The following is a 20,025-nucleotide window of genomic DNA, read 5'->3' as shown; positions in this document are numbered from 1 at the left end:
CCAGAATCGACGTCGTCGGCGCACGACCGGCACCGGCACCCGGAAAGGCCCGGTGCCCCCGGCCCGGCGACAGCGGCCCCACGCGACGGCCGCGCCCGCGCCTCGTCCCCATCGTCAACGAACGGCTCTGGAGCTGATGATGCCTGTCCTGCCCCGCACCGGTCCGTCACCGGTCCGCGCCGGGCGCACATCCGCGCCGCCGATCCGGCCGCCGCGGCTGCGTGCGGGGGACCTCGTCGCGGTGGCGACCCCTTCGGGCTCGGTCGTGGCTCCGCGCCGTCTGGAGCGCGGAGTGCGAGCGCTGCGGTCGCGCGGCTACCGGGTGCGGCTCGGGCCGCTGGCCGGAAAGCCGTCCGCGGCGGACAGCGGGCCCCAGCGGGCCGCCGAGCTGAACTCCTTCCTCCGCGACCCCGAGGTGCGCTGCGTCGTCATGTCCCTGGGCGGGCTGACCGGCAACGCGGTCCTGGACGAGCTGGACTACGAGGCGCTCGCCGCCGACCCGAAGATCCTCGTCGGCTACAGCGACATCACCACCGTCCTGCTGGCCGCGCTCCGGGTGGCGAACGTCGTCACGTTCCACGGCCCCACCCTCCTGCCCGAACTGGCCGAGTACCCGGGCCCCCTGCCGTACACCTGGGACCACTTCGTGCGCGCCGTGGGCCGGGCCGAGCCCCTGGGCCCGCTCGCCGCCGCCCCGCGGTGGACGGAGGAACTGCTGCTGTGGGACGAGGCCGACGACCGGGCCCGCGAGACCAGGCCCTCGCCCGGCTGGACCCCGCTGCACGGCGGCACGGCGACGGGTCCGCTGATCGGCGGGAACCTGGAGACGCTGGGGCTGCTCGCGGGCACCCGTTACTTCCCGGACTTCTCCGGTGCCGTGGTGGTCCTGGAGACCACCGGCACCGACCTGCACCACGTCGAACGCGCCCTGACACAGCTGGAGATGCTCGGTGTCTTCACCGGGATGGCCGGGCTGGTGTTCGGACGCTCCTTCCGGGCGCCGGAGGGATTCGAGCGGGCCCTGACCGGCCATCTGCGCCGGCGCTTCGCCGGGCGCGGGGTCCCGGTCGTGGCCGGCGCCGACATCGGCCACACCGACCCGATGCTCACCCTGCCCCTGGGGACGCCCGCGCGGCTCGACGGGGACGCCGGCACGCTGGAGGTGCTCGATGCGGCGGTTGCGTGAGCTGGCCCATCCGGCCCTCGACGAGGTCATGCGGCGGCACGGCATCGAGGAGATCGCGGACATCCCCGCCGTCCCCGCGACCGGCGGCCTGCGGTACCCGCGCGCGGTACGGCTGGAGCCCGACGGCGAGCCCTGGTACCTGCGCTCCCACGGAACCGACTTCCGCATGATCCCCCGGGCGTGGCTGCGCCGCGGCCCCCGGCGCTGCTGTTCCGTCGGCCAGGACCTGAGCGCCGACGGCGAGTCGGACGGGCTGCTGCTCGTCCAGGCCTTCACCGAGGATCTCGCGGAGGCCGAGCGCCTCGGCGCGGAACTCGTCCGCGCGCTGCCTCCCGGCACCGGGGAACCGGCGACGCGCGTCGGCCTGGAGTGGGGGCGGCCGTGCCTGTGGCTGAGCGCGCGGATCGGCCGCACGGCGGACGGGGGCGCACATGACTGACATGGCGTATCACCAGGTCCTGGTCGACGCGGGTGTCGTCGCTCCGGGCGGCGTGGCCGGCGGCATCACACCGTGGCGCGGCCCCGGCCTCGATGTCGCCCGGCTCATGGTCGAGACCTTCCTCGGCCGGGTGGCCCGGATCGCGCCGCCGGCCGAGACCACCCACGCCTTCCTCGACCGGCAGGACTCCTACGACCGGGTCTTCCCGACCTACGCCAACGTCTACCGGCTCCGCCCCGGCGACCGCCGCCTGCCCGGCTGGGTGCTGCGCGCCGACAACCTGCACCTCAACGTGGCCTGGCTGCGCCGCACCGGCCACCGGGGGCCGGTGGTGACCACCGGGGGGCTGCTGCGCCGGATGCGCGGCAGCGGCACCCCGCTGTTCCGCGAGCGCTACATCTGGCCCGCGGTCCAGCTGAACCACGTGCTGCCCCGGGGCACCGGGGCAGCGGCCCTGGAGGACTACCGGGAGGTGCTGGAGAGCACGTTCGCGGCGTTCGGCCTGCCCGTGCTCACCGTGGCCGTCGACGCGCCCGCGGGCTACGGCGACACCTGCCATCTGACGGTCTCCTGTCTGCGCGACGGCAGGCCGACGGTCGTCGCCACCACCTACCTGATGGCCCGTCGCTACCGCGAGGCGCTGGGCGTGGACGGCGAGCTGGTCGACATCGGCTTCACCGGCAAGGTGCTCGCCCTGGTGGCGATGCACCACCGGGACCGCTGGGGGCTCGGGCTTCCCTCGCCGCTGGCACCCGTGCAGACGGCCGTCCTGGCCTCGCCCGCCGCCGGCCCGGCACTCGACCGCTGGCGGCGGGAGCTGGACGGGATACGAGCCGACGTGGTCCGCACGGCACGGGACGCGCCGTACCGGCGCATGCGTGCCGAACGGGGGCTGCTGCGCGCGGGCACCCCGCTGGTGCTCGGGGTGCGGGAGGACGGCGGCTGGCGGATCGGCCGCCGCAACCCCGCCGAGCGCGAGCAGCTGCCGGGCCCGCCGCCGGCGGAGCGGCTGCGCCGGGAACTCGCTTCCTACGACCGGCGGTTGCTGTCCCGGGCGCGCGAGCGCCTGGACCGCAGCGTCGAACGGTCCGGCCTGGTCAGGGGCGCGTGCGCGCCGTGCGCGGCCGGGCGCGGGCTGCCGTTCTTCGGCTGGGTCGTGCCGGGCGGACCGATGACCTGCGCGGCCTGCGGCGGCCCCGGACGCGCGTCGCTGCTCAGCGAGCAGGGCCGCTTCTACTGACCGGCACGTCCGCTGCCACCCCCGCCCGTTCGTCCACAGGAGGATGGAATGCCGGTTCCGGCACCCACGCCCGACACCTCGGCGGTCGACCTGACCACCACCTCGGTGGGCCGCGACACCCTGCCGCGGACCTACACGTCCTTCTTCGCCAACGTCCGCTTCTCCGGCACGTTCCGGGTGATCGCCACCGTCGACCCCGCCTACGGCGTCCCCGCGGAGGAGCGGGCCGCGACCCTGGCCTTCCTGCGCGACCTGCCGCGGACCGAGCCCCGGGTGAGCGAGGTCGTGGTGGAGGAGTTCCCCCGGCCGGTCGGTCTGCCGGGCGCCCTGTCCGTCCTGCTCGCCCACGCCCGCACCCCCGTGGGCGTCCACCTGGAGGACGACTGGGAGTTCGACGGCCCCGTCGACCTGGACGCGCTGATCGAGGATCTGCTGGCGGGCGGCGGCACCCAGATCGTGCTCGGCAACTCCCATGTGGCGCGCGGCGGGACCTTCGACCGGCCGGACGAGGCCCGGCCGGTGGCCGGCACCCGGGTGCCGCTGGTCCGGCTGACCCCGGCGAGCTGGGCCGCCGGCTTCCTGCCGCTGAGCCCGCACGTCCATGTGACGGACCGCTGGGCGCCCGCCGTGGCCCGCGCCCTCGCCACCACCGACCCGGGCAGCTGTGTGGACGAACGCCTGCGCGATCTGGTGATCGCGGAGAACGGCTACGAGGAACACCGGGTGCTGTGGACACGGGACGTCGTCGCGCACGACATCGGCCGCCCCTGGCTGGCCGGGCGCTCCCGGTTCCGGGCCATCACCCCCGAGCACCTCGGCACCGGGGCAGGCACCGGCACGCTGCCCGAACCCGGCGACCGGCCGCTCACCCTCGCCCGGTCGGCCGTGCTGCGGGACCGCGCCGAGCGGGTGGTCCCCGGGATGAGCAGCACCCTCGCCGACGGCCCCGGGCACCTGCCGGGGACCGCCTACCCGCTCTACCTGGAGCGCGGCGACGGAGCCCTGGTCCGGGACGTCGACGGCCGGTCGTACGTCGACTTCGTGTGCGCCGGGGGCGCGGCGACGCTCGGCCACAACCACCCGGTCGTCGCCAACACCGTACGGGAGCGCGGCGGACGCGGCCTGCTGCTGTCCCTGCCCGCCGAGGCGGAGATCACGGCCGCCGAAGCGCTGGTCGCCGCGGTGCCCGGCGTGGAGATGGTGCGTTTCCTCAAGACCCGGGCCGAGGCCCGCGCGGCGGCGGTCCGCCTGGCCCGGACGGTCACCGGCCGCGACCACGTCCTGCTCGCCGGCCGCCCCGGGGACCCGCCGGGGGCCTCCCCCGCCGTGGAGCTGGGCTCGGCGGACGACGACGCCCGGCTGCTCCGGCTCCTGGCCGGCGAGGGCTCCCGGACCGCCGCGGTCGTGCTGTGCCCGCCCCACCACCGGCGGCTGGCCGCCGGCTTCCTCGCCGAGCTGCGCCGGCTGTGCGACCTGCACGGCACCCTGCTGGTGCTGGACGAGGACGTCACCGGGTTCCGGCTCGCGCCCGGCGGGCTCGGCCAGTCGCTGGCCACGGAGGCCGACCTGACCTGTTTCTCCACCAGCCTGGCGGCGGGCGCCGCCCTGGCCGCGGTGGCCGGGCCCCGGCGCACCATGGCGCACTTCACGAAGCTCGGCGTCTCCAGCGCCTTCGCGGGCGAGCGGGTGTCCCTGGAGGTGATGAAGGCGGCCCTGCGCCACTACGCGAGCAGCGACTACTACGGCCGTGTCGCCACGCTCGGCCGGCGCCTGCGGGAAGGCCTCGACGCCCTCGCCGAACGCCACGGCCTGGCCCCGTTCGCCGTCGGCCACGACCCCATGCCGTGTCTGCGCTTCGCCGCCGACCCCGCCGCTCACGCCCCGCTGGCGGACGCCTTCGTGGCGGGCATGGCACGCCGGGGCGTGCTGCTGGGGCACGGCGTCAACTTCGTCAGCGCCGCGCACGGCGAGGCGCACATCGACTTCGCCCTCGACGCCGCCGAGGACCTGCTCGCCGCTCCGGGCTTCGCCGGCCGGCTGCGGTCCGCCCACGGAGAGGCGGTCCGATGAGCACCCGCGCGACACACGGCCAGGTGCCGGTCTACAGCCGGGACGACTGGGAGCGGCAGTACCGCTCGGGCCGCTGGGCCTACCTCACCGAACCGGCGGAGGACGCCCGTTACACCGCCCTCGCCGACCGCATCCTGGGGAACGGCGCGCGGGACGTCCTGGACGTGGGCTGCGGTACCGGCACCCTGCGCGACCGGCTCGGCCCCCGCTTCGACGGCCGTTACGTCGGCGTGGACTGGTCCCGTGACGCGCTGGCCTCCCGCGGGCGCCGCCCCGGCGAGCTGCTGCTGTGCGCGGACGCCTCCCGGCTGCCGTTGCGCGGCCTGTTCGACGCGGTCGTGCTCAGCGAGGTGCTCTACTACCTGGACGACCCGGTGGACACGGCCGTGGGCATGCTGGACCGGGTGGCGCCCGGCGGGGAGCTGCTGATCTCGCTCTACCTGCCGCCGCCCGAGCGGCACCCCGGCTGGCACGCCCTGATCGCGGAACTCGACACCCGGCTGCGCGAACTGCCGGGCGCCGCCGCCCATCAGGTGGTCACGGCCACCGCCGGCCGCCGCTGGGCCCTGCACGCGGTCACCCGGGGAGGCCGGGCGTGAACGCGCGTACCACGGACCGGTTCCTCGTCGTCCAGGCCGACGACTACGGCATGTGCCCGGCGGTCACCGACGGCATCCTGGCCGCCCACGGCGCGGGCGTGGTGACCCAGGCGTCCCTGATGGTCCCGGCTCCCGACGCCCGCCGCGCCGTCCGGCTGGCGCTCGCCGCCGGGCTCCCGCTCGGCGCCCACCTCGTCCTTGCCTGCGAGTGGGAGGGGCTGCGCTACCGGCCGCTGACCGGCGGGCGGTCGCTGTGCGCCCCCGACGGCGCCTTCCTGCCCGGCGTGGCGGAACTGCGGGCCGCCGCCGATCCCGAGGAGGCGCTGGCCGAGTTCCGGGCCCAGTTGCGGACGGCGGCCGACGCCGGTGTGCGGCTGCGGCACCTGGAGTCGCACATCGGCGTCTTCGACGCGGAGGTGCTGGCACGGGTCAGCGCGGAATGGGGGCTGCCCTGCCGCGACGCGGTGCCGGCGCCGGGCATCCCCCTGGCGGTCGACTCGGTGTGGCACCTGTCCAACTGCCCGATGGAGGACAAGGCGGAGCTGCTCCGGGAGCATCTCGCCGCGCTGCCGCCCGGGACCCACATGATCGTCGCCCACCCGGCGCTGGACCGCCCCGAACTCGGCACGCTGACGTCTCCCGCCTCACGGCGCTGGAAATGGGCCCGCGACATCCGCGTCAGCGATCTCCATGTCCTGCTGGACCCCCGATTCCGCGAGGCCTGCGACACCCACGGCATCACCTTGACCGCGTTGCCGGCGGACGCACCCGCGGCCGTCCGATCGCCCGCCGCCGCACGGTGGTCACCGAGAGAGGAACTCCCCTCATGAGCGTTGAGACCCTGCCCGTCACGACGACCGCGCCGGCGTCCGCGACCGAGCTGGCGCCCCCCGGCTCGTGGCGCGACCCGGACACCCACTATCTGCGCGCGCTCGGCAGCGAGTGGTACGCGCGGCTGCTCGACCTCCAGGACACCCTGACCGCGGCCACCGTCGGCTTCTGGACCGAGCGCGGTGTGCGCTTCGGACACCTGCCGGTGACCACGGGCTCGGTGTCCTCCCCGATGGGCCTGGGCAGCGACTCCCAGCCGGTGCGGGTCGACATGTTCGGCGTGCCGACCTACCTGGCCGACTCGATGCAGTTCGGGCTGGAGTACCTGTGCCGGCTCAGCGAGGCCGGTGCCTACTACCTGATGCCGTCCTTCCGGGGCGAGGACCCGGACGAGACCCACCTGTGCCAGTTCTTCCACAGCGAGGCGGAGGTCCCCGGCGGCCTGGACGAGGTCATCGAGGTCGTCGAGGCCTATCTGCGCCATGTGGTGGCCGAGCTGGCGGAGCGTCACGAACCGGTCATCCGCGCGGCGGCCGGCGGTCTCGGCCATGTCGAGGCGCTGCTGGAGCGGCCGACGGCCCTGACCCGGATGACCTTCGACGAGGCCGTGAGCGACCTCGGCGCCGACCCCCGCCACGTGCGCCAGGAGGAGGGCTGGCGGACGCTCACCCGGGCCGGCGAGCACGAACTGATGCGCCGGCACGGCGAGTTCCTGTGGGTGACCCACTTCGACGCGCTGTCCGTCCCCTTCTACCAGCGCCGCGACGCGCAGGGGCGGGCGCTCAACGGGGACCTGCTGTTCGGCCCCGGTGAGGTCGTCGGGGCCGGCGAGCGCCACATCGACGGTCCTGAGGTGCTGGCGGCGCTGGAGACCCACCGCGTGGACCCGGCCGAGTACGAGTGGTACGTGCGGATGAAGTCCGCGTTCCCGCTGCGCACCGCCGGATTCGGCATGGGCGTCGAACGGTTCTTCATGTGGCTGCTGCGCCGCACGGATATCCGCGACTTCGCCCTGCTGCCGCGCGCCAACGGCCGCACCATCCTGCCCTGACGGACCCGGCGTGCAGACACTCAGGGACTCCCACGACATCCTCGACGACGTCGAGGCGCTCCGCGACCGGCTGGCCGACGACGGGTATCTGTACCTCCCCGGCCTGCTGGACCCGGCCGGGCCCGCCGCCGTACAGGCGGAGCTGCGGGCCGCGCTGCACGGCATCGGATGGCTCGCCGACCCCGGCGGCCTCGCCGTCGCCCGGGGCGGCCTGTCCTTCGGCCGGGACGGGTTCGCCACCGTCTACCCCGCGGTGCAGCGCCTGGAGAGCTTCCACCGGCTGGCGTTCACGCCCCGGCTGTGGACGTTCATGGAACGCTTCCTCGGCGGCCCGACGTTCTGCCACCCGGCCCGGGTGGTGCGGCTGGCACCGCCGTCCGCCGACCCCGTCACCTACTTCACCCGCGCGCACCAGGACTTCGTGGTGCAGCACGTCACCACCGACGCGCTCACCGTGTGGCTGCCGCTGACCGACTGCGACGAGCGCCGCCAGGGGCTGCGGCTGATCCCCGGCTCGCACCGGGCCGGCTTCCTGCCGACCGATCCCGCCCAGGGCGGCCGCCGCCCCCTGTACCTGCCCGTCGCGCCGGACGACGCACGCTGGGCGTCCGCCGACTTCGCCCTCGGGGACGCGGTGGTCTTCCACAGCCTCACCGTGCACGGCGGCGGTCCCAACAGCAGCGACGAGATCCGGCTCTCCGCCGACGTGCGGTACCAGCTGACCACCGAACCGCTGCGCACCCAGTTCGCGCACCCGCACGGCTGGCCGGTCACCCCCGACTGGGACGAGCTGGCCGCCGGCTGGGACAGCCACGACTGGATCACCCTCGACCCCGAGGTGGAGCTGGTCGACTTCCCCGAGGGCGTCGACTACGGCACCTACCTCGCCGCTCTCCAGGCGCCCCCCTCGCGCCTGCTCGACCGTCCGCGCCCCGGCTCCCGGACCGCCACCGCGGCCCGGCGCGGCTGACCCGCCCGCACCACCCGAACGGCTCCGCCGACCCGCGCGGACCGCACCCCGACTGGAGGAACACGCCATGACCCTGATGACCGAGACCGAGTTCGACGGCTTCTTCACCTCGTACGCCGGCAACGTCGAGGGCTTCTACGAGGCCGCCTACTGGCACCTGTCCGACGAGGTGATCAAGGAGCTGGTCCGCCGCCACCTCGACCTGCGCCCCGGCAAGCACGTGCTGGACGTCGGCGGCGGCACCGCCCGCTGGGGCATCTGGCTGGCGAGCGAGTTCGGGGTCCGGGTGACCGTCGCCGACAAGTCCGAGGACATGCTGCGGCAGGCGGAGCGCAACCTCGCCGAGTCGTCGGTGGCCTCCCTGGTCGAGCTGGTCCACTGCGACGTCGAGGACGCCCCGCAGCTCCCCTCGGAGACCTACGACGCCGTCCTGAGCACCTACGGCGTGCTGAGCTTCCTCGACGACCCGGCCGCCGCCTTCGCCACCGTCCGCCGGGTGCTGCGGCCCGGCGCCCCCGGCCTGCTGATGAGCCACTCGCTGTCCAACGCCCTGTCGTCCAAGATCTGCCGGGACGGGGCCGGCGTCGAGGAACTGAACGAGCTGCTGCGCACCCGGACCGTCAAGTGGTCGCCGACGGTGCCGCCGCTGCGGGTCTACAGCGCCGCCGAGCTGCTCTCCCTCTCCCAGGGCGCGGGCCTCACCGGCGAGCGCGTCTTCGGAGTGACCTCGCTGGCCCTGCCCGGCCCGGAGGACTTCGGCTACCCGTACGGCGCGATCAGCCCCATCTCCCGCGCCCTGGAGGACAAGGAGTACTTCGACACCCTCCTGGCGCTGGAGCTGGAGGCCTGCGAGCGGCAGGAGTGGGCCGAGCGCGGCGTCAACCTGGCCGTCAAGGTCCGCCGGTAGGCCGCGATGACCACCGCGCCCGCCCGCCCCGACACCGGCGGGCTCCCCCTCTACGACGCGCTCGCGGCGGTGTACGACCGCTGGACGGCGCAGAACGACTACGCGGCCTGGGCCGACCACCTGGCGGCCCGGCTGCGCGGCACCGAACCACCCGTCCGTACCGTCCTCGACGTGTGCTGCGGCACCGGCACCGTCACCCGGCTGCTCCAGGAGCGGGGCTTCGAGGTCAGCGGCGTCGACGGCTCCCCGGCGATGCTGTCCCGGGCCCGTGGGCGGGTCGCCCCGGGCACCCCGCTGCACGAGGTCCGGCTCCCGGCGCCGCTGCCGGTGCCGGCCGGCTCCCTCGACGCGGCCGTGTGCTGCTTCGACAGCGTCAACTACTTCGCTCCGGCGGATCTGCCGGCGCTGCTGGAGACCGTCGCGGCCGCCCTGCGCCCGGGGGGCGTGTTCGTCTTCGACCTCAACACCCGGCACAAGCTGGAGACGGTCTTCGGGGACAGCCACTACGGCGACGACCTGGACGACTTCGCCTACGTGTGGCGCAACCGCTACCACCCCGACGAGCACCGCTGCGACTACGCCATCTCCCTGTTCACCGCGTCCGGCGACGGCTTCCGCCGGCAGACGGAGCACCACCGCCAGTGGTGGTTCGGACACGACGAGGTCCGCGCCGCCGCGCGGGCCGCCGGCTTCACCGTCGCCGGGGTGAACGAGGACTACTCCGACCGGCCCGTCCGGCCGGACACCCTGCGGGAGACCTGGACCCTGGTCCGCTCGGCCCCGGAGCCCGGGTAGGCCGCGATGCCCGTCTCGCCCCGACACCCCGTCGCACCCCCGCATCCGGGGGGTGCGGCCCCCACGCCCAGGAGGGATGCGGTACCCGTGCAGCACGACGACACTCCGCCGGCGCCCGCCGCGGCGCCCCGCCGGCCGTTCGTCCCGCCGGACCCGCTCGGCTGGTTCGACGCGGCCCGGGAGACCACACCGGTGCTCTGGCACCCGCAGACCGCGTCCTGGTACGTCACCCGGTACGCCGACGTGTGGGAACTGCTGGCGGACAACCGGCTGCTGGCGCGCACGCCCGAGCCGTTCCTGGAGGAGCTGACCGAGGAGCAGCGCACCGCGGCGGCTCCCCTGGTGGACTTCCTCGCCCGGTGGCCGATGTTCCTCGACCCGCCCCGGCACGCCGTCGTGCGCAGGGTGGTCCGGCCGGCGTTCGCCCCGGCCGAGGTGACCCGGGTGGCCGCCGTTGTCCGGGCCGGGCTGCCGGCAGGCGCGCCGCTCCCGGACGGCGCGGTCGGCGGGGACGGCGCCACGGACCTGCTGGATTCCCTGCTGCGCCCCGCCTGCGAGGCCGCCCTCGGCGGTCTGCTGGGGGTCAGCCGTGAGGAGCTGTCCCTCCTCGCGGCCTGGTCCGGACGACTCATGGGTTTCGTGGGGCGGCAGACGCGCCTCGCGACGATCCTGGCGGCCCGCGAGGCGCTGGACCTCTTCTCCGACTTCGTCCAGCGCGCCTGCCTGGCGCGGACGAGCCCGCTCGCCACCGCCGTGGACCGCGCGGTCCGCGACGGCTCCCTCACCCGCACCGACGCCGTCGCCGTCTACGCGCAACTGGTCACCGGCGCGCTGGAACCCACGGTCGCCGCGCTCGCGGTCGCCCTGGAGCGGCTCACCGCGCACCCGGGGCTCCGGGACGGCTACCGCGCCGACCCCGACGGCTTCGTCACCGAGGCCGTCCGGCTGGCCACCCCGTTCCACTTCGCGCCCCGCCGCGCCGCGACCGAGATCGTCCTGCGGGACCAGCGGATCCCGGCCGGGGACCGGGTGGTCCTGGTGCTCGTGGCGGCCAACCGCGACCCCCGGCAGTTCCCCGACCCGCTGGAGTTCCGGTGGGAACGGCGGCTGCCGAACGTGGCCTTCGGCCGGGGCCGGCACGCCTGTCTGGGCCGTCCGATGGCCCAGCAGATCCTGCGGGCGGTGCTGGACGCCGTCCTGTCCGGCCCGCAGCAACCACCCCCGATCAGCGTGGAATGGGAGATCGGCATGGGCATGCGCGCACTGCGGCGGGTCGGTCCGGCGGTGGTCTCATGACCGCGATCCCGGCACCCGCGACCCCCGGTGAGGGCGCGGCACCCGCCGCGCCGCCCGTCCACTTCTACTGGTCCGGCCAGGAGTTCGACTTCGGCCACTTCCTCGCGGTCGCCTCGGCCGCCGCGCACGCGCCGGGGCGCGTCGTCGTCATCGTCGACGAGGAACCGGCCGGCAACCGGTACTTCGAGCTGCTGCGCTCCGTGCCCCGGGTCGAGATCGAGCCGCTGTGCCTGGAGGAGCTGATGTCCCCCGCGCACGCCGACCTCTACCGGCGGATGACCTTCGTGGCGCACCGGTCCGATCTGGTGAGCTTCTGCGTGCTGGCCTCCCGAGGGGGGCTCTATCTGGACACGGACACGCTCACCCGGCGCCCGCTGGGCGAACTGCCCGAGCGGCTGCTGCTGGAGGACGGCAAGATCGTCCAGGTGGGGGTGCTGGCCTTCCCGCCGGGCGACCCGCTGCCGGCCGCCATGGTGGAGGACTTCCTGCACCTGCCCGACAAGGACCTGGCGGTCTACCAGAGCATCGTCTACCGCTGGACCCGGCTGGTGCGGGCGTCGACCGCACCGGACGACTTCAGCCCGCACGACCGGTTCTTCCCGGTGCACTGGAAGCAGTGGGAGACCATCTTCCGCGAGGACGACCGGCCGGAGCTGCGGGACGACATCCACATCCTGCACCACTACGGCTACTTCAGCCGCGCCTACACCCGGCAGATGGACACGGAGTGGCTGCGCTCCCACCCCTGTCTCTTCAGCGAACTCGCCCTCCCCGTGGTGGAGGAGCTGGAGAACTGGCTCGGCAGGAGCCTGGACGCCCCGGCGGTGACACCGTGACGGCGCGGCTCGCTCCCGCCCCGCCCGCCACGGAGGCCGTACCACAGGCCCGGAGCGCCCGGCTGCCCTGGACGGCGCTGCCGCCCCCGGCGCGGGCCGAGGTGGAGCGGCTGCTCGGCGCCCCGGTGACCGGGGCCCGGACGCAGAGCGGCGGCTTCTCCCGGGGGGTCGCCGCCCGGCTGCGGTGCGCCGACGGCACCCGGGCCTTCGTCAAGGCCGTACCGCGGCACGGCGATCCGTACGCGGTGGCGCTGTACGAGCGGGAGGCGGCGGTCGCCGCGCAGCTGCCGGCCACGCTGCCCGCGCCGGCCTTCCGGGGCGGCGTGGACGCCGGGGGCTGGCTCGCCCTCGTCTTCGACGCGGCGGCCGGCCGCACGCCCCCCGTGCCCTGGCGGGACCGCGACCTCCGGCTGGTGCTGGGGGCGCTGACCCGGCTGACCGAGTTGGCGGCCTCCTGCCCGGTGCCCGCGGCCAAGCCCTGGGGAGGCACCCTGGCGGACTGGCGGGGCTGGAACCACCTGCTCGGCGACGGCACCGAGGGCCTCGACGGGCTCGACGGCCTCGCGCCCTGGGCGCGGCGCCACGCGCACCGCCTGGCCCGGCTGGAGGAGACCTTCCCACAGGCCGCCCAGGGCGACGCCCTGCTCCACTCGGACCTGCGCTCGGACAACATCCTCGTCGCCGGACGCACCGTCCGGTTCGTCGACTGGGCCTGGGCCGCCCGGGGGCAGGACTGGATCGACCCCATGATCTTCGCGCTCTGCGCGGCGGTGCAGGGCCTGGCCGATCCGCAGGGTCTCTTCCTGTCGCATCCGGCCGGCCGCGCCGCGGACCCGCGGGCCGTCGACAGCGTCCTGGCCGCGCTGGCCGGCAGCTTCGTCAACGCCTCGCGGCAGCCCGCCGACTGGGACACCGGCGCGATCCGGGCGTTCCAGCGGGCGGAGGCCGCCGCCACCTGCCGCTGGCTCGCCGCCCGCACCGGCTGGGAGTGAACCGCGCGCACCGGTACGGCACCAGGAACCCGGCCGGCGGGCGGCACCCGGCCCCGCTCCACCCCACCCCACCCCACAGAGCACCGCACGGAGAGGCAGGAAGACAGATGACACGGCAGACGACGAGGGCCCCCGTGAGGGCGGCCGTGATCGGGTGCGGTGACGCCGGGTCCGCCCACGCGCTCACGGTCGACCGGTGCGAGGGCACCGAGCTGGTCGCCGCCCTCGACGCGGACCGGGCGCGGGCGGAGGACGTCGTACGGCAGTACGGCGGCCGGGCCGTCGGCTCGGTCGGCGAACTGCTGGCCCACCGGCCCGACATCGTGATCATCGCCACCGGCCCGCTGACCCAGCCGGCGCTGGTCGAGGAACTGGCCAAGGAGGGCTTCTCCGGCGGCCTGCTGTGCGAGAAGCCGCTCGCCACCGGCCTGGCCCCGGCCCGCACCCTGATCGACACGGCGGCCGGCGCGGGCATCACCCTGGCCGTGAACCACCAGCGCCGCTTCGGGCTCGCGATCCAGCGGGCCGTGCGGCTGGCCGCCGAGGGAGCGGTGGGGCAGCTGCTGCGCGTGGAGTGCCACAGCAAGGACTCCGCCCTGTTCGACTGGGGCCCGCACTGGATCGACATCAGCTTCCTCCTCGCCGGCGACGCCCCCGTCACCTGGGTCGCCGGCACCGTCGACCTCAGCCGCCGCAGGGAGCACGCCGGGCTGCTGCTGGAGCACTCCGGGCTGCTGGTGTGGGAACACGCCGGCGGGCTGCGCGGCCAGTTGGAGTGCGGCGCCGAGGTGGCCGGCCAACCCCTGATGCGGCTGGTCGGCACCGAGGGGCTCATCGAGTTCGGCAGCGTCCTGCCCGGCCCGGACGGCTTCCGGCGCGGGCCGATCCTGCGGGTGCTGGGTCCGGGCGGCGCGGGCTGGTCCGAGGTGGAGGTCGGGGAGAGCGCGCTCGGGGCGCCCCAGTGGGTCCGGTCCCTGGAGGAACTCGTGGCCGCGCTGGCCGAGGAGCGGACCCCGGCGCACAGCGGCGAGCGGGCGCTGCGTGCCCTGGAGGTCCTCCTGGCCGGCTACCGGGCGGCACGCGACGGCGGCCGGGTGGAGCTGCCGGCGGACCCGGGGACCGACATCACGGAGGTCCTCGGTGGCTGAGTCCTCGCGCCCCCGTGCCCTGGTCGTGGCCGACGGCTTCGCCCGCGACCATGTACTGACCGAGGCCGCGCTGCGCAGGCTCTCGGCCGTCGCGCGGGTGACGGTGCTCGGCGACGGCGACGACGAGGGGCGGATTCTGCGGGAGGTCGGGCGCAGCACCGCGCTGCTGGTCGCCGGGTGGGACACCCGCCTGCCGTACCTGGACGCCGAACGCCTCGCCGGGGCGCCGCTGTTGCGGCTGGCCGGCGCCGGGCAGGACGGCCGGTGGCGGTTCCTCGACGTGCGGGAGGCCCTGCGGCGCGGTGTCGTGTGCTCGGACAGCTCCGGTGCGATGGGTCCGGTCGTCGCGGAGTTCGCCCTCGGCCTGGTGCTGTGCTGTCTGCGGGACATCCCCGGCCGGCACGCGCTGGTCGCCTCGGGCGGATGGTGGGACGGCTGGGAGGACGCGGCCACGGGCGGCGGCGGGACCGCGTGGCCCACGACGCTGGCCGGGCGCCGGGTCGGCATCGTCGGGATGGGCGGCATCGGCCGCCATCTGGTGCGGTTGCTGCGCGGCGCCGGATGCGACACGGCCGTGTGCTCGTCGTGGCTCACCCCGGCGGCGGCCGGTGAACTCGGGGTCGAGCTGGTGCCCTCGGTGCGTCAGCTCGCCCGCCGCTCGGAGATCCTGGTCGTCGCGACGCAGCCGCGCGCGGACACCGCGGGGCTGGTCGACGCCGCGGCGATCGCCGAACTGCCCGCCGGCGCGGTCGTGGTGCTGGTGGGACGGGCGGCGACGGTGGACCTGCCGGCCCTGCTCGCCCGCGCGGCGGCCGGGGAGCTGCGCGTGGGCCTCGACGTCCACCCGGAGGAGCCGCTGCCCCGGGACCATCCCGTGCGCGGCATGCCGGGCGTGGTGCACACCCCGCACGTCGCCGGCCGCACCCTGGAGGCCAACCGGCTGATCTTCGAGGAGCTGGTCGGGGAGGTGGAGCGGGTCCTCGCGGGCGCCGCCCCGCGCTGGGCGACCACCGCCGAGCGCGTCTCCCGGGTGCTCGCCGGCCGCCGGCCTCCTCAACTGACCGGTCCGGCCGGGGATTTGGGACAGAGCGCCGCACACGGGGCCGCGCTTGTCGATCAGTAAACTACCCCGGCACCGTATCCGGCCTTCCGCCGTCGGCCAGCCGCCCTACGTCTGCCCGCGCGATGCGGTCGCTCCGCCCGTCCTTCCGTCCCTCTGAGGAGACCATGTCCTCCACGGCGTTCCTTTCCACGACCATCCCGTACGTCAATGCCCAACCCCATCTGGGACATGCCTTCGAGTATGTCCAGGCGGACTCCCTCGCGCGTCACATGGCGCTCGGCCGGGAGGTGTACTTCCTCAGCGGATCGGACGAGAACAGCCTGAAGAACGTCCTGGCGGCCGAGCGCGAGGGTGTCCCCACCCGGCAGCTGGTCGACCGGAACGTGCGGTACTTCGAGCGGCTCGTCGACGCGCTGTCCATCGGCATCACCCGGTTCATCCGCACCAGCGCCGACGCCGACCACATCGCCGGGGCCACCGAGATCTGGCGGCGCATGCAGGAGAACGGCGACCTCTACGTCAAGGACTACGAGGGGCTGTACTGCGTGGGCTGCGAGCAGTTCTACACGCCGGACGAACTGGTGGACGGCAAGTGCCCGGAGCACCTGGTGCCCCCGGAGCGGGTCCGTGAACACAACTACTTCTTCCGCCTGTCCCGGTACGGCGACCGGCTGCTCGAGGCCCTCGACTCCGGCCGGCTGCGCGTCCACCCCGCCTCCCGCCTCAACGAGGTGACCAGTTTCATCAAGGCCGGCCTGGAGGACATCAGCGTCTCCCGCTCCGTGGAGCGGGCGCGCGGCTGGGGCATCCCGGTGCCGGGCGACGACAGCCAGGTGATGTACGTCTGGATCGACGCCCTCACCAACTACGTCAACGCGCTCGACTGGACCCGGGACAGCGAGCGGTACACGCGGTTCTGGGCCGAGGCCGAGCAGCGCGTGCATGTGATGGGCAAGGGAGTCCTGCGCTTCCACGCCGTGTACTGGCCGGCGATGCTGATGTCGGCCGGGCTGCCGCTGCCGACCGACGTCGTCGTGCACGGCTACATCACCACGGGCGGGCAGAAGCTCAGCAAGTCGCTCGGCAACGCCGTCGACCCCATGGAACTGGTGGACCGGTACGGGGCCGACGCCGTCCGGTACTACCTCCTCGCGGACTTCTCGCCCTTCGGTGACGGGGACTTCAGCGAGGAACGTCTGGTCGCCCGCTGGAACACCGACCTCGCCAACGGTCTGGGCAACCTGGTCAGCAGGGTCACCGCGATGACCGCCCGCTACCGTGGCGGCACGGTTCCCGCCGCGGGCCCGCTGGAGGCTCCCGAGCGCGCGCTGACGGACCAGATGACGGCCAGTGCCGAGGCGTGCCGCGCCGCCATGGACCGCTACGACCACCGCGAGGCGCTGGCCCGGGTGTGGGACCTGGTCCGCAGGGCGAACGCCTATGTGGACGAGCGGGCGCCCTGGCACCTGGCGCGCGCGGCGGAGGAGGGCGACGCGTCGGCCGCGGCGGCCCTGGACACCGTACTGAACCTCACGCTGCGCGCGTCCGTGCGGCTGGCCGTGCTGCTCCTGCCCTTCGTCCCGGAGTCCGCGCGGCGCATCCTCGACGCGCTGGGCGAGACGGCACAGGACCCGGCCGCCGCGGTGGCGGCCGACCCGGCGGGACGAAAGATCGAGAAGGCCCCGCCGCTGTTCCCGCGGCTCGAACTCGCCTGAGCCGAGCCGGACCGAACCGTACCGGAGGGTTCGCCCGCGGGCCCTCCGGCCCTTTCCCGGGGATTTCCCCCACGACCGAGGAGTGATGCGCATGGGCACGTTCTCCGACCACCAGCCGATGTTCGTCGAGGTGGAGACGACCACTTACTGCAACCGCCGCTGCGACTACTGCCCGAACAGCATTTTCGACCGCGGACTGCGGCAGAACGAGGTCCGTATGCCGGAGGACCTCTTCCACAAGATCGTCTCCGATCTCGGCCGCAACAATTTCTGCAACCAGTTCAGCCCGCACAACTACGGGGAGCCGCTGGCCGACCCCCGGATGCCCGACCTGCTGCGGCTGGCGCGCAAGGAGATGCCGCTCGCCCGGATCGCGCTGTACACCAACGGCGATTTCCTGACACTCGACCTCTTCCACGAACTCAGCGGCTCGGTCGACGCCTTCGTCGTCACCCAGCACGGCGAGAAGATGCCCCGCGGCGTGCGCGAGATCATGGACCGTTACGACGGCAGCCCGCCCCGCCTGCGGTACAAGACCGCCCAGCAGATCAAGGCCAACGCCTCCAACCGGGCCGGCCTGATCCCCCTCCAGGTCCAGCGCCGCAAGTCCTGCGGCGTCGTGATGAACGAACTGCACATCAACGCCCACGGCCAGCTGATCCTGTGCTGCGAGGACTACCTGGCGCAGAAGGTGTTCGGCAACATCAAGGACATGTCCGTCGAAGAGGCGTGGACGATGCCCGAACGGATGCGGGTGCACCGCGGGAACGTCCGCGGGGAATTCTCCATGGAACAGTGCCGCTCGTGCGGCTTCGGCCGGTTCTGACGGCCCCCGCCCCCACCGGTACCGCGGATACGTGACTTGTCCGCCCCCGCCCCGCGGAAAAGGATGGTGACCGGATTCCGGCAGGGTGCCGGAACGGCATCTTTCGGATTTCTGGGGGTGGCGCAGTTGAATTCGCCGTGGGAGAACGCCGACCGAGGCGTCGTACTGCCCGACCATGCCGCACACCGTGTGCTGGTGACGTTCACCTATCCGATCGCGCTGCCCGCCAACAGCAGCACGGCGCTGTTCCGCGTCGACCTGCGCACCGGCGCGGCGGAGCCCGTACCCATCGATCCGGACGGCGAAGTCGCGTGGGCGACGGGCCTGGCCACCTCGGGCGACAGGGTCTTCGTCCTCTACTGCGTGAACCGCGAGTTCCGGGTCTCGGTGCTGTCCCTGGAGTCCCTGGAACTGCTGTCGTCCCACCGGCTGCCGGAGGTGCGCGACGGGCACTCGCTGCTCCATCACGACGGGGCACTGCTCGTCGTCTCCTCGGGCACCGACGAGGTCCTCGCCTACGAGGACCGGCCGGAGGGCCTGGTCCACCGGGGAGCCGTGTGGCGGGCCAGCGCCGAAGGGCGCGACACCCACCACCTCAACTCCCTCGCCCGTCACGGGGATTCGGTGCTGGTGTCGGGCTTCGGCCCGCGCGCCTCCAAGCTGTGGGCGAGCGCCGAGAACGGGTACATCCGGGACATCACCCGGGACGAGGCCGTCGTCAAGGACGTCTACCACCCGCACACCGTGTCGGTCCACGACGGGGAGCTGTACTGGTGCGAGTCGCACCACGCCCGGGTCGTGAGCCGGTCCGGCCGGACCGCCGGCACCGACGGCTACCCGCGCGGCCTCGGCTGGCTCGCGCCCCAGCTCGCCTGCGTCGGCACCAGCCAGGGCCGGAAGGTGTCGAAGAGCACCGGTCAGGTCGCGAACCCCTCCGACCCGGGCATGCCCCTCGGCCGGTGCGGGCTCACGGTCGCCGACCTGGCGGCCGGCCGCACCCTCGGCTTCATCGACCTGGGCGAACTCGGCCCGGAGATCTACGACGTGCTGCCCCTGCCGTCATGAGGGTGCTGATCCTCGGGGGCACGGAGTTCGTGGGGCGGGCGCTCGCCCAGGAGGCGCGGGCGCGCGGCGCCCGGGTCACGGTGTTCCACCGGGGGCGGCACGCACCGCCGCCGGGGGTGGCCGCGCTGCACGGGGACCGGACCGGCGAGGACGGTCTCGCCGCGCTGGCCGACGGCGCGTGGGACGTGGTCGTCGACACCTGGTCGGGCAGCCCGGCGGCGGTCCGCGACACCGCCGCGCTGCTGGCGGGCCGGGCCGGGCGGTACGTGTACGTCTCCAGCCGCTCGGTCTACACCTATCCGGCGCCGGCCGGGGCGGACGAGAGCGCGCCGGTGGTGGACGCCTCCCCCGACGACGGCGCCGACGTGAGCTACGCGCGCGCCAAGCGGGGCGGGGAACTGGCGGCGCTCCAGGCCTTCGGCGACCGGGCCCTGCTGGTGCGGGCGGGGCTGATCCTCGGCCCGTACGAGAACACCGGCCGTCTGCCGTGGTGGCTCGGCCGGACGGCCCGCGGCGGCCCGGTGCTGGCCCCGGGGCCGCGTGACCTGCCGGTCCAGTACGTCGACCCGCGCGACCTCGCCACCTGGACGCTGGACGCCGTGGCGGCCGGGCTCGGCGGCGCCTACAACCTCGTCAGCCCGCTCGGGCACACCACCATGGGCGAACTGCTGGACGCCTGCGTCGCCGTCACCGGCGGCACCGCCGAACTGAGGTGGACCGCACCGGAGACGGTGCTGGCCGCGGGCATCCGGCCGTGGACCGAGCTGCCCGTCTGGCTCCCGCCGGGCGAGCGGTACGACGCCCTGCACACCGCCGACGTCTCCCGCGCCCTCGCCACCGGGCTGCGCTGCCGCCCGGTGGCCCGGACCGTCGCCGACACCTGGACCTGGCTGCGCTCGCTGGGCGGTGTCCCACCGCACCGCCCGGACCGCCCGCCGGTGGGCCTGGCCCCGGACAAGGAGACGGCGGCCCTGCGCCGGGCCGGGTGACGGACGC

Annotated in this window: 19 protein-coding genes; all 19 read left to right on the top strand. The window is 74.6% G+C overall.

Annotated features, from left to right (window positions below; genetic code table 11):
* Positions 1-241 precede the first annotated feature (241 nt).
* The gene (locus ACZ4WH_RS09610) at positions 242-1,186 is read left to right on the top strand and encodes a S66 peptidase family protein (protein WP_468178380.1); all 945 of its coding nucleotides are present in this window, start codon (positions 242-244) and stop codon (positions 1,184-1,186) included.
* Entirely contained in the window at positions 1,170-1,625 is a 456-nt protein-coding gene (locus tag ACZ4WH_RS09605; protein WP_468178378.1) for a hypothetical protein, read from the top strand. Before ACZ4WH_RS09610 ends, ACZ4WH_RS09605 begins: the two co-directional genes overlap by 17 nt.
* Positions 1,618-2,865 (top strand): hypothetical protein, encoded by a 1,248-nt coding sequence (locus ACZ4WH_RS09600; RefSeq protein ID WP_468178376.1) that lies wholly within the window; start codon positions 1,618-1,620, stop codon positions 2,863-2,865. The genes ACZ4WH_RS09605 and ACZ4WH_RS09600 overlap by 8 nt, the downstream gene beginning before the upstream one ends.
* Before the next feature lie 48 nt (positions 2,866-2,913).
* Positions 2,914-4,935 carry an aminotransferase class III-fold pyridoxal phosphate-dependent enzyme gene (locus ACZ4WH_RS09595; protein WP_468178374.1) on the top strand — a complete coding sequence of 674 codons (2,022 nt, stop codon included), beginning with the start codon at positions 2,914-2,916 and terminating at the stop codon, positions 4,933-4,935.
* Positions 4,932-5,534, top strand: coding sequence for a class I SAM-dependent methyltransferase (locus tag ACZ4WH_RS09590; RefSeq protein ID WP_468178372.1), 603 nt, complete (start codon positions 4,932-4,934; stop codon positions 5,532-5,534). The genes ACZ4WH_RS09595 and ACZ4WH_RS09590 overlap by 4 nt, the downstream gene beginning before the upstream one ends.
* The gene (locus ACZ4WH_RS09585; RefSeq protein ID WP_468178370.1) at positions 5,531-6,364 is read left to right on the top strand and encodes a carbohydrate deacetylase; all 834 of its coding nucleotides are present in this window, start codon (positions 5,531-5,533) and stop codon (positions 6,362-6,364) included. The genes ACZ4WH_RS09590 and ACZ4WH_RS09585 overlap by 4 nt, the downstream gene beginning before the upstream one ends.
* Positions 6,361-7,416: an asparagine synthetase A gene (locus tag ACZ4WH_RS09580; protein WP_468178368.1), complete on the top strand. Its 1,056-nt coding sequence runs from the start codon at positions 6,361-6,363 to the stop codon at positions 7,414-7,416. Before ACZ4WH_RS09585 ends, ACZ4WH_RS09580 begins: the two co-directional genes overlap by 4 nt.
* Before the next feature lie 10 nt (positions 7,417-7,426).
* The gene (locus ACZ4WH_RS09575; protein ID WP_468178366.1) at positions 7,427-8,386 is read left to right on the top strand and encodes a phytanoyl-CoA dioxygenase family protein; all 960 of its coding nucleotides are present in this window, start codon (positions 7,427-7,429) and stop codon (positions 8,384-8,386) included.
* A gap of 67 nt (positions 8,387-8,453) precedes the next feature.
* The gene (locus tag ACZ4WH_RS09570) at positions 8,454-9,293 is read left to right on the top strand and encodes a methyltransferase domain-containing protein (protein WP_468178364.1); all 840 of its coding nucleotides are present in this window, start codon (positions 8,454-8,456) and stop codon (positions 9,291-9,293) included.
* Between the two features lie 6 nt (positions 9,294-9,299).
* Entirely contained in the window at positions 9,300-10,088 is a 789-nt protein-coding gene (locus ACZ4WH_RS09565) for a class I SAM-dependent DNA methyltransferase (RefSeq protein WP_468178362.1), read from the top strand.
* 87 nt (positions 10,089-10,175) lie between these two features.
* A complete protein-coding gene (locus ACZ4WH_RS09560) occupies positions 10,176-11,384 on the top strand; it encodes a cytochrome P450 (RefSeq protein ID WP_468178360.1) in 1,209 nt (402 codons plus the stop codon).
* On the top strand, positions 11,381-12,220 hold the full coding sequence (locus tag ACZ4WH_RS09555; RefSeq protein ID WP_468178358.1) for a glycosyltransferase: 840 nt from the start codon (positions 11,381-11,383) through the stop codon (positions 12,218-12,220). Before ACZ4WH_RS09560 ends, ACZ4WH_RS09555 begins: the two co-directional genes overlap by 4 nt.
* Positions 12,217-13,212, top strand: coding sequence for an aminoglycoside phosphotransferase/kinase family protein (locus tag ACZ4WH_RS09550; RefSeq protein ID WP_468178356.1), 996 nt, complete (start codon positions 12,217-12,219; stop codon positions 13,210-13,212). Before ACZ4WH_RS09555 ends, ACZ4WH_RS09550 begins: the two co-directional genes overlap by 4 nt.
* A 107-nt stretch (positions 13,213-13,319) precedes the next feature.
* Positions 13,320-14,360 carry a Gfo/Idh/MocA family protein gene (locus ACZ4WH_RS09545; protein ID WP_468178354.1) on the top strand — a complete coding sequence of 347 codons (1,041 nt, stop codon included), beginning with the start codon at positions 13,320-13,322 and terminating at the stop codon, positions 14,358-14,360.
* Complete coding sequence (locus ACZ4WH_RS09540) at positions 14,353-15,483, top strand: NAD(P)-dependent oxidoreductase (RefSeq protein ID WP_468178352.1); 1,131 nt, start codon at positions 14,353-14,355, stop codon at positions 15,481-15,483. Before ACZ4WH_RS09545 ends, ACZ4WH_RS09540 begins: the two co-directional genes overlap by 8 nt.
* A gap of 104 nt (positions 15,484-15,587) precedes the next feature.
* Positions 15,588-17,138 carry a methionine--tRNA ligase gene (locus ACZ4WH_RS09535; RefSeq protein ID WP_468178350.1) on the top strand — a complete coding sequence of 517 codons (1,551 nt, stop codon included), beginning with the start codon at positions 15,588-15,590 and terminating at the stop codon, positions 17,136-17,138.
* 91 nt (positions 17,139-17,229) lie between these two features.
* Positions 17,230-17,964, top strand: coding sequence for a radical SAM/SPASM domain-containing protein (locus ACZ4WH_RS09530; RefSeq protein ID WP_468178348.1), 735 nt, complete (start codon positions 17,230-17,232; stop codon positions 17,962-17,964).
* A 117-nt stretch (positions 17,965-18,081) separates the two neighbouring features.
* Entirely contained in the window at positions 18,082-19,029 is a 948-nt protein-coding gene (locus ACZ4WH_RS09525; protein WP_468178346.1) for a DUF4915 domain-containing protein, read from the top strand.
* Positions 19,026-20,018 (top strand): NAD-dependent epimerase/dehydratase family protein, encoded by a 993-nt coding sequence (locus tag ACZ4WH_RS09520; RefSeq protein ID WP_468178344.1) that lies wholly within the window; start codon positions 19,026-19,028, stop codon positions 20,016-20,018. The genes ACZ4WH_RS09525 and ACZ4WH_RS09520 overlap by 4 nt, the downstream gene beginning before the upstream one ends.
* Positions 20,019-20,025 lie beyond the last annotated feature (7 nt).

The sequence above is a fragment of the Streptomyces sp. NPDC029138 genome, from assembly GCF_055564375.1.
Note: the sequence above shows the minus strand (reverse complement) of the source record. Positions and strands in the feature narration are given on the sequence as shown.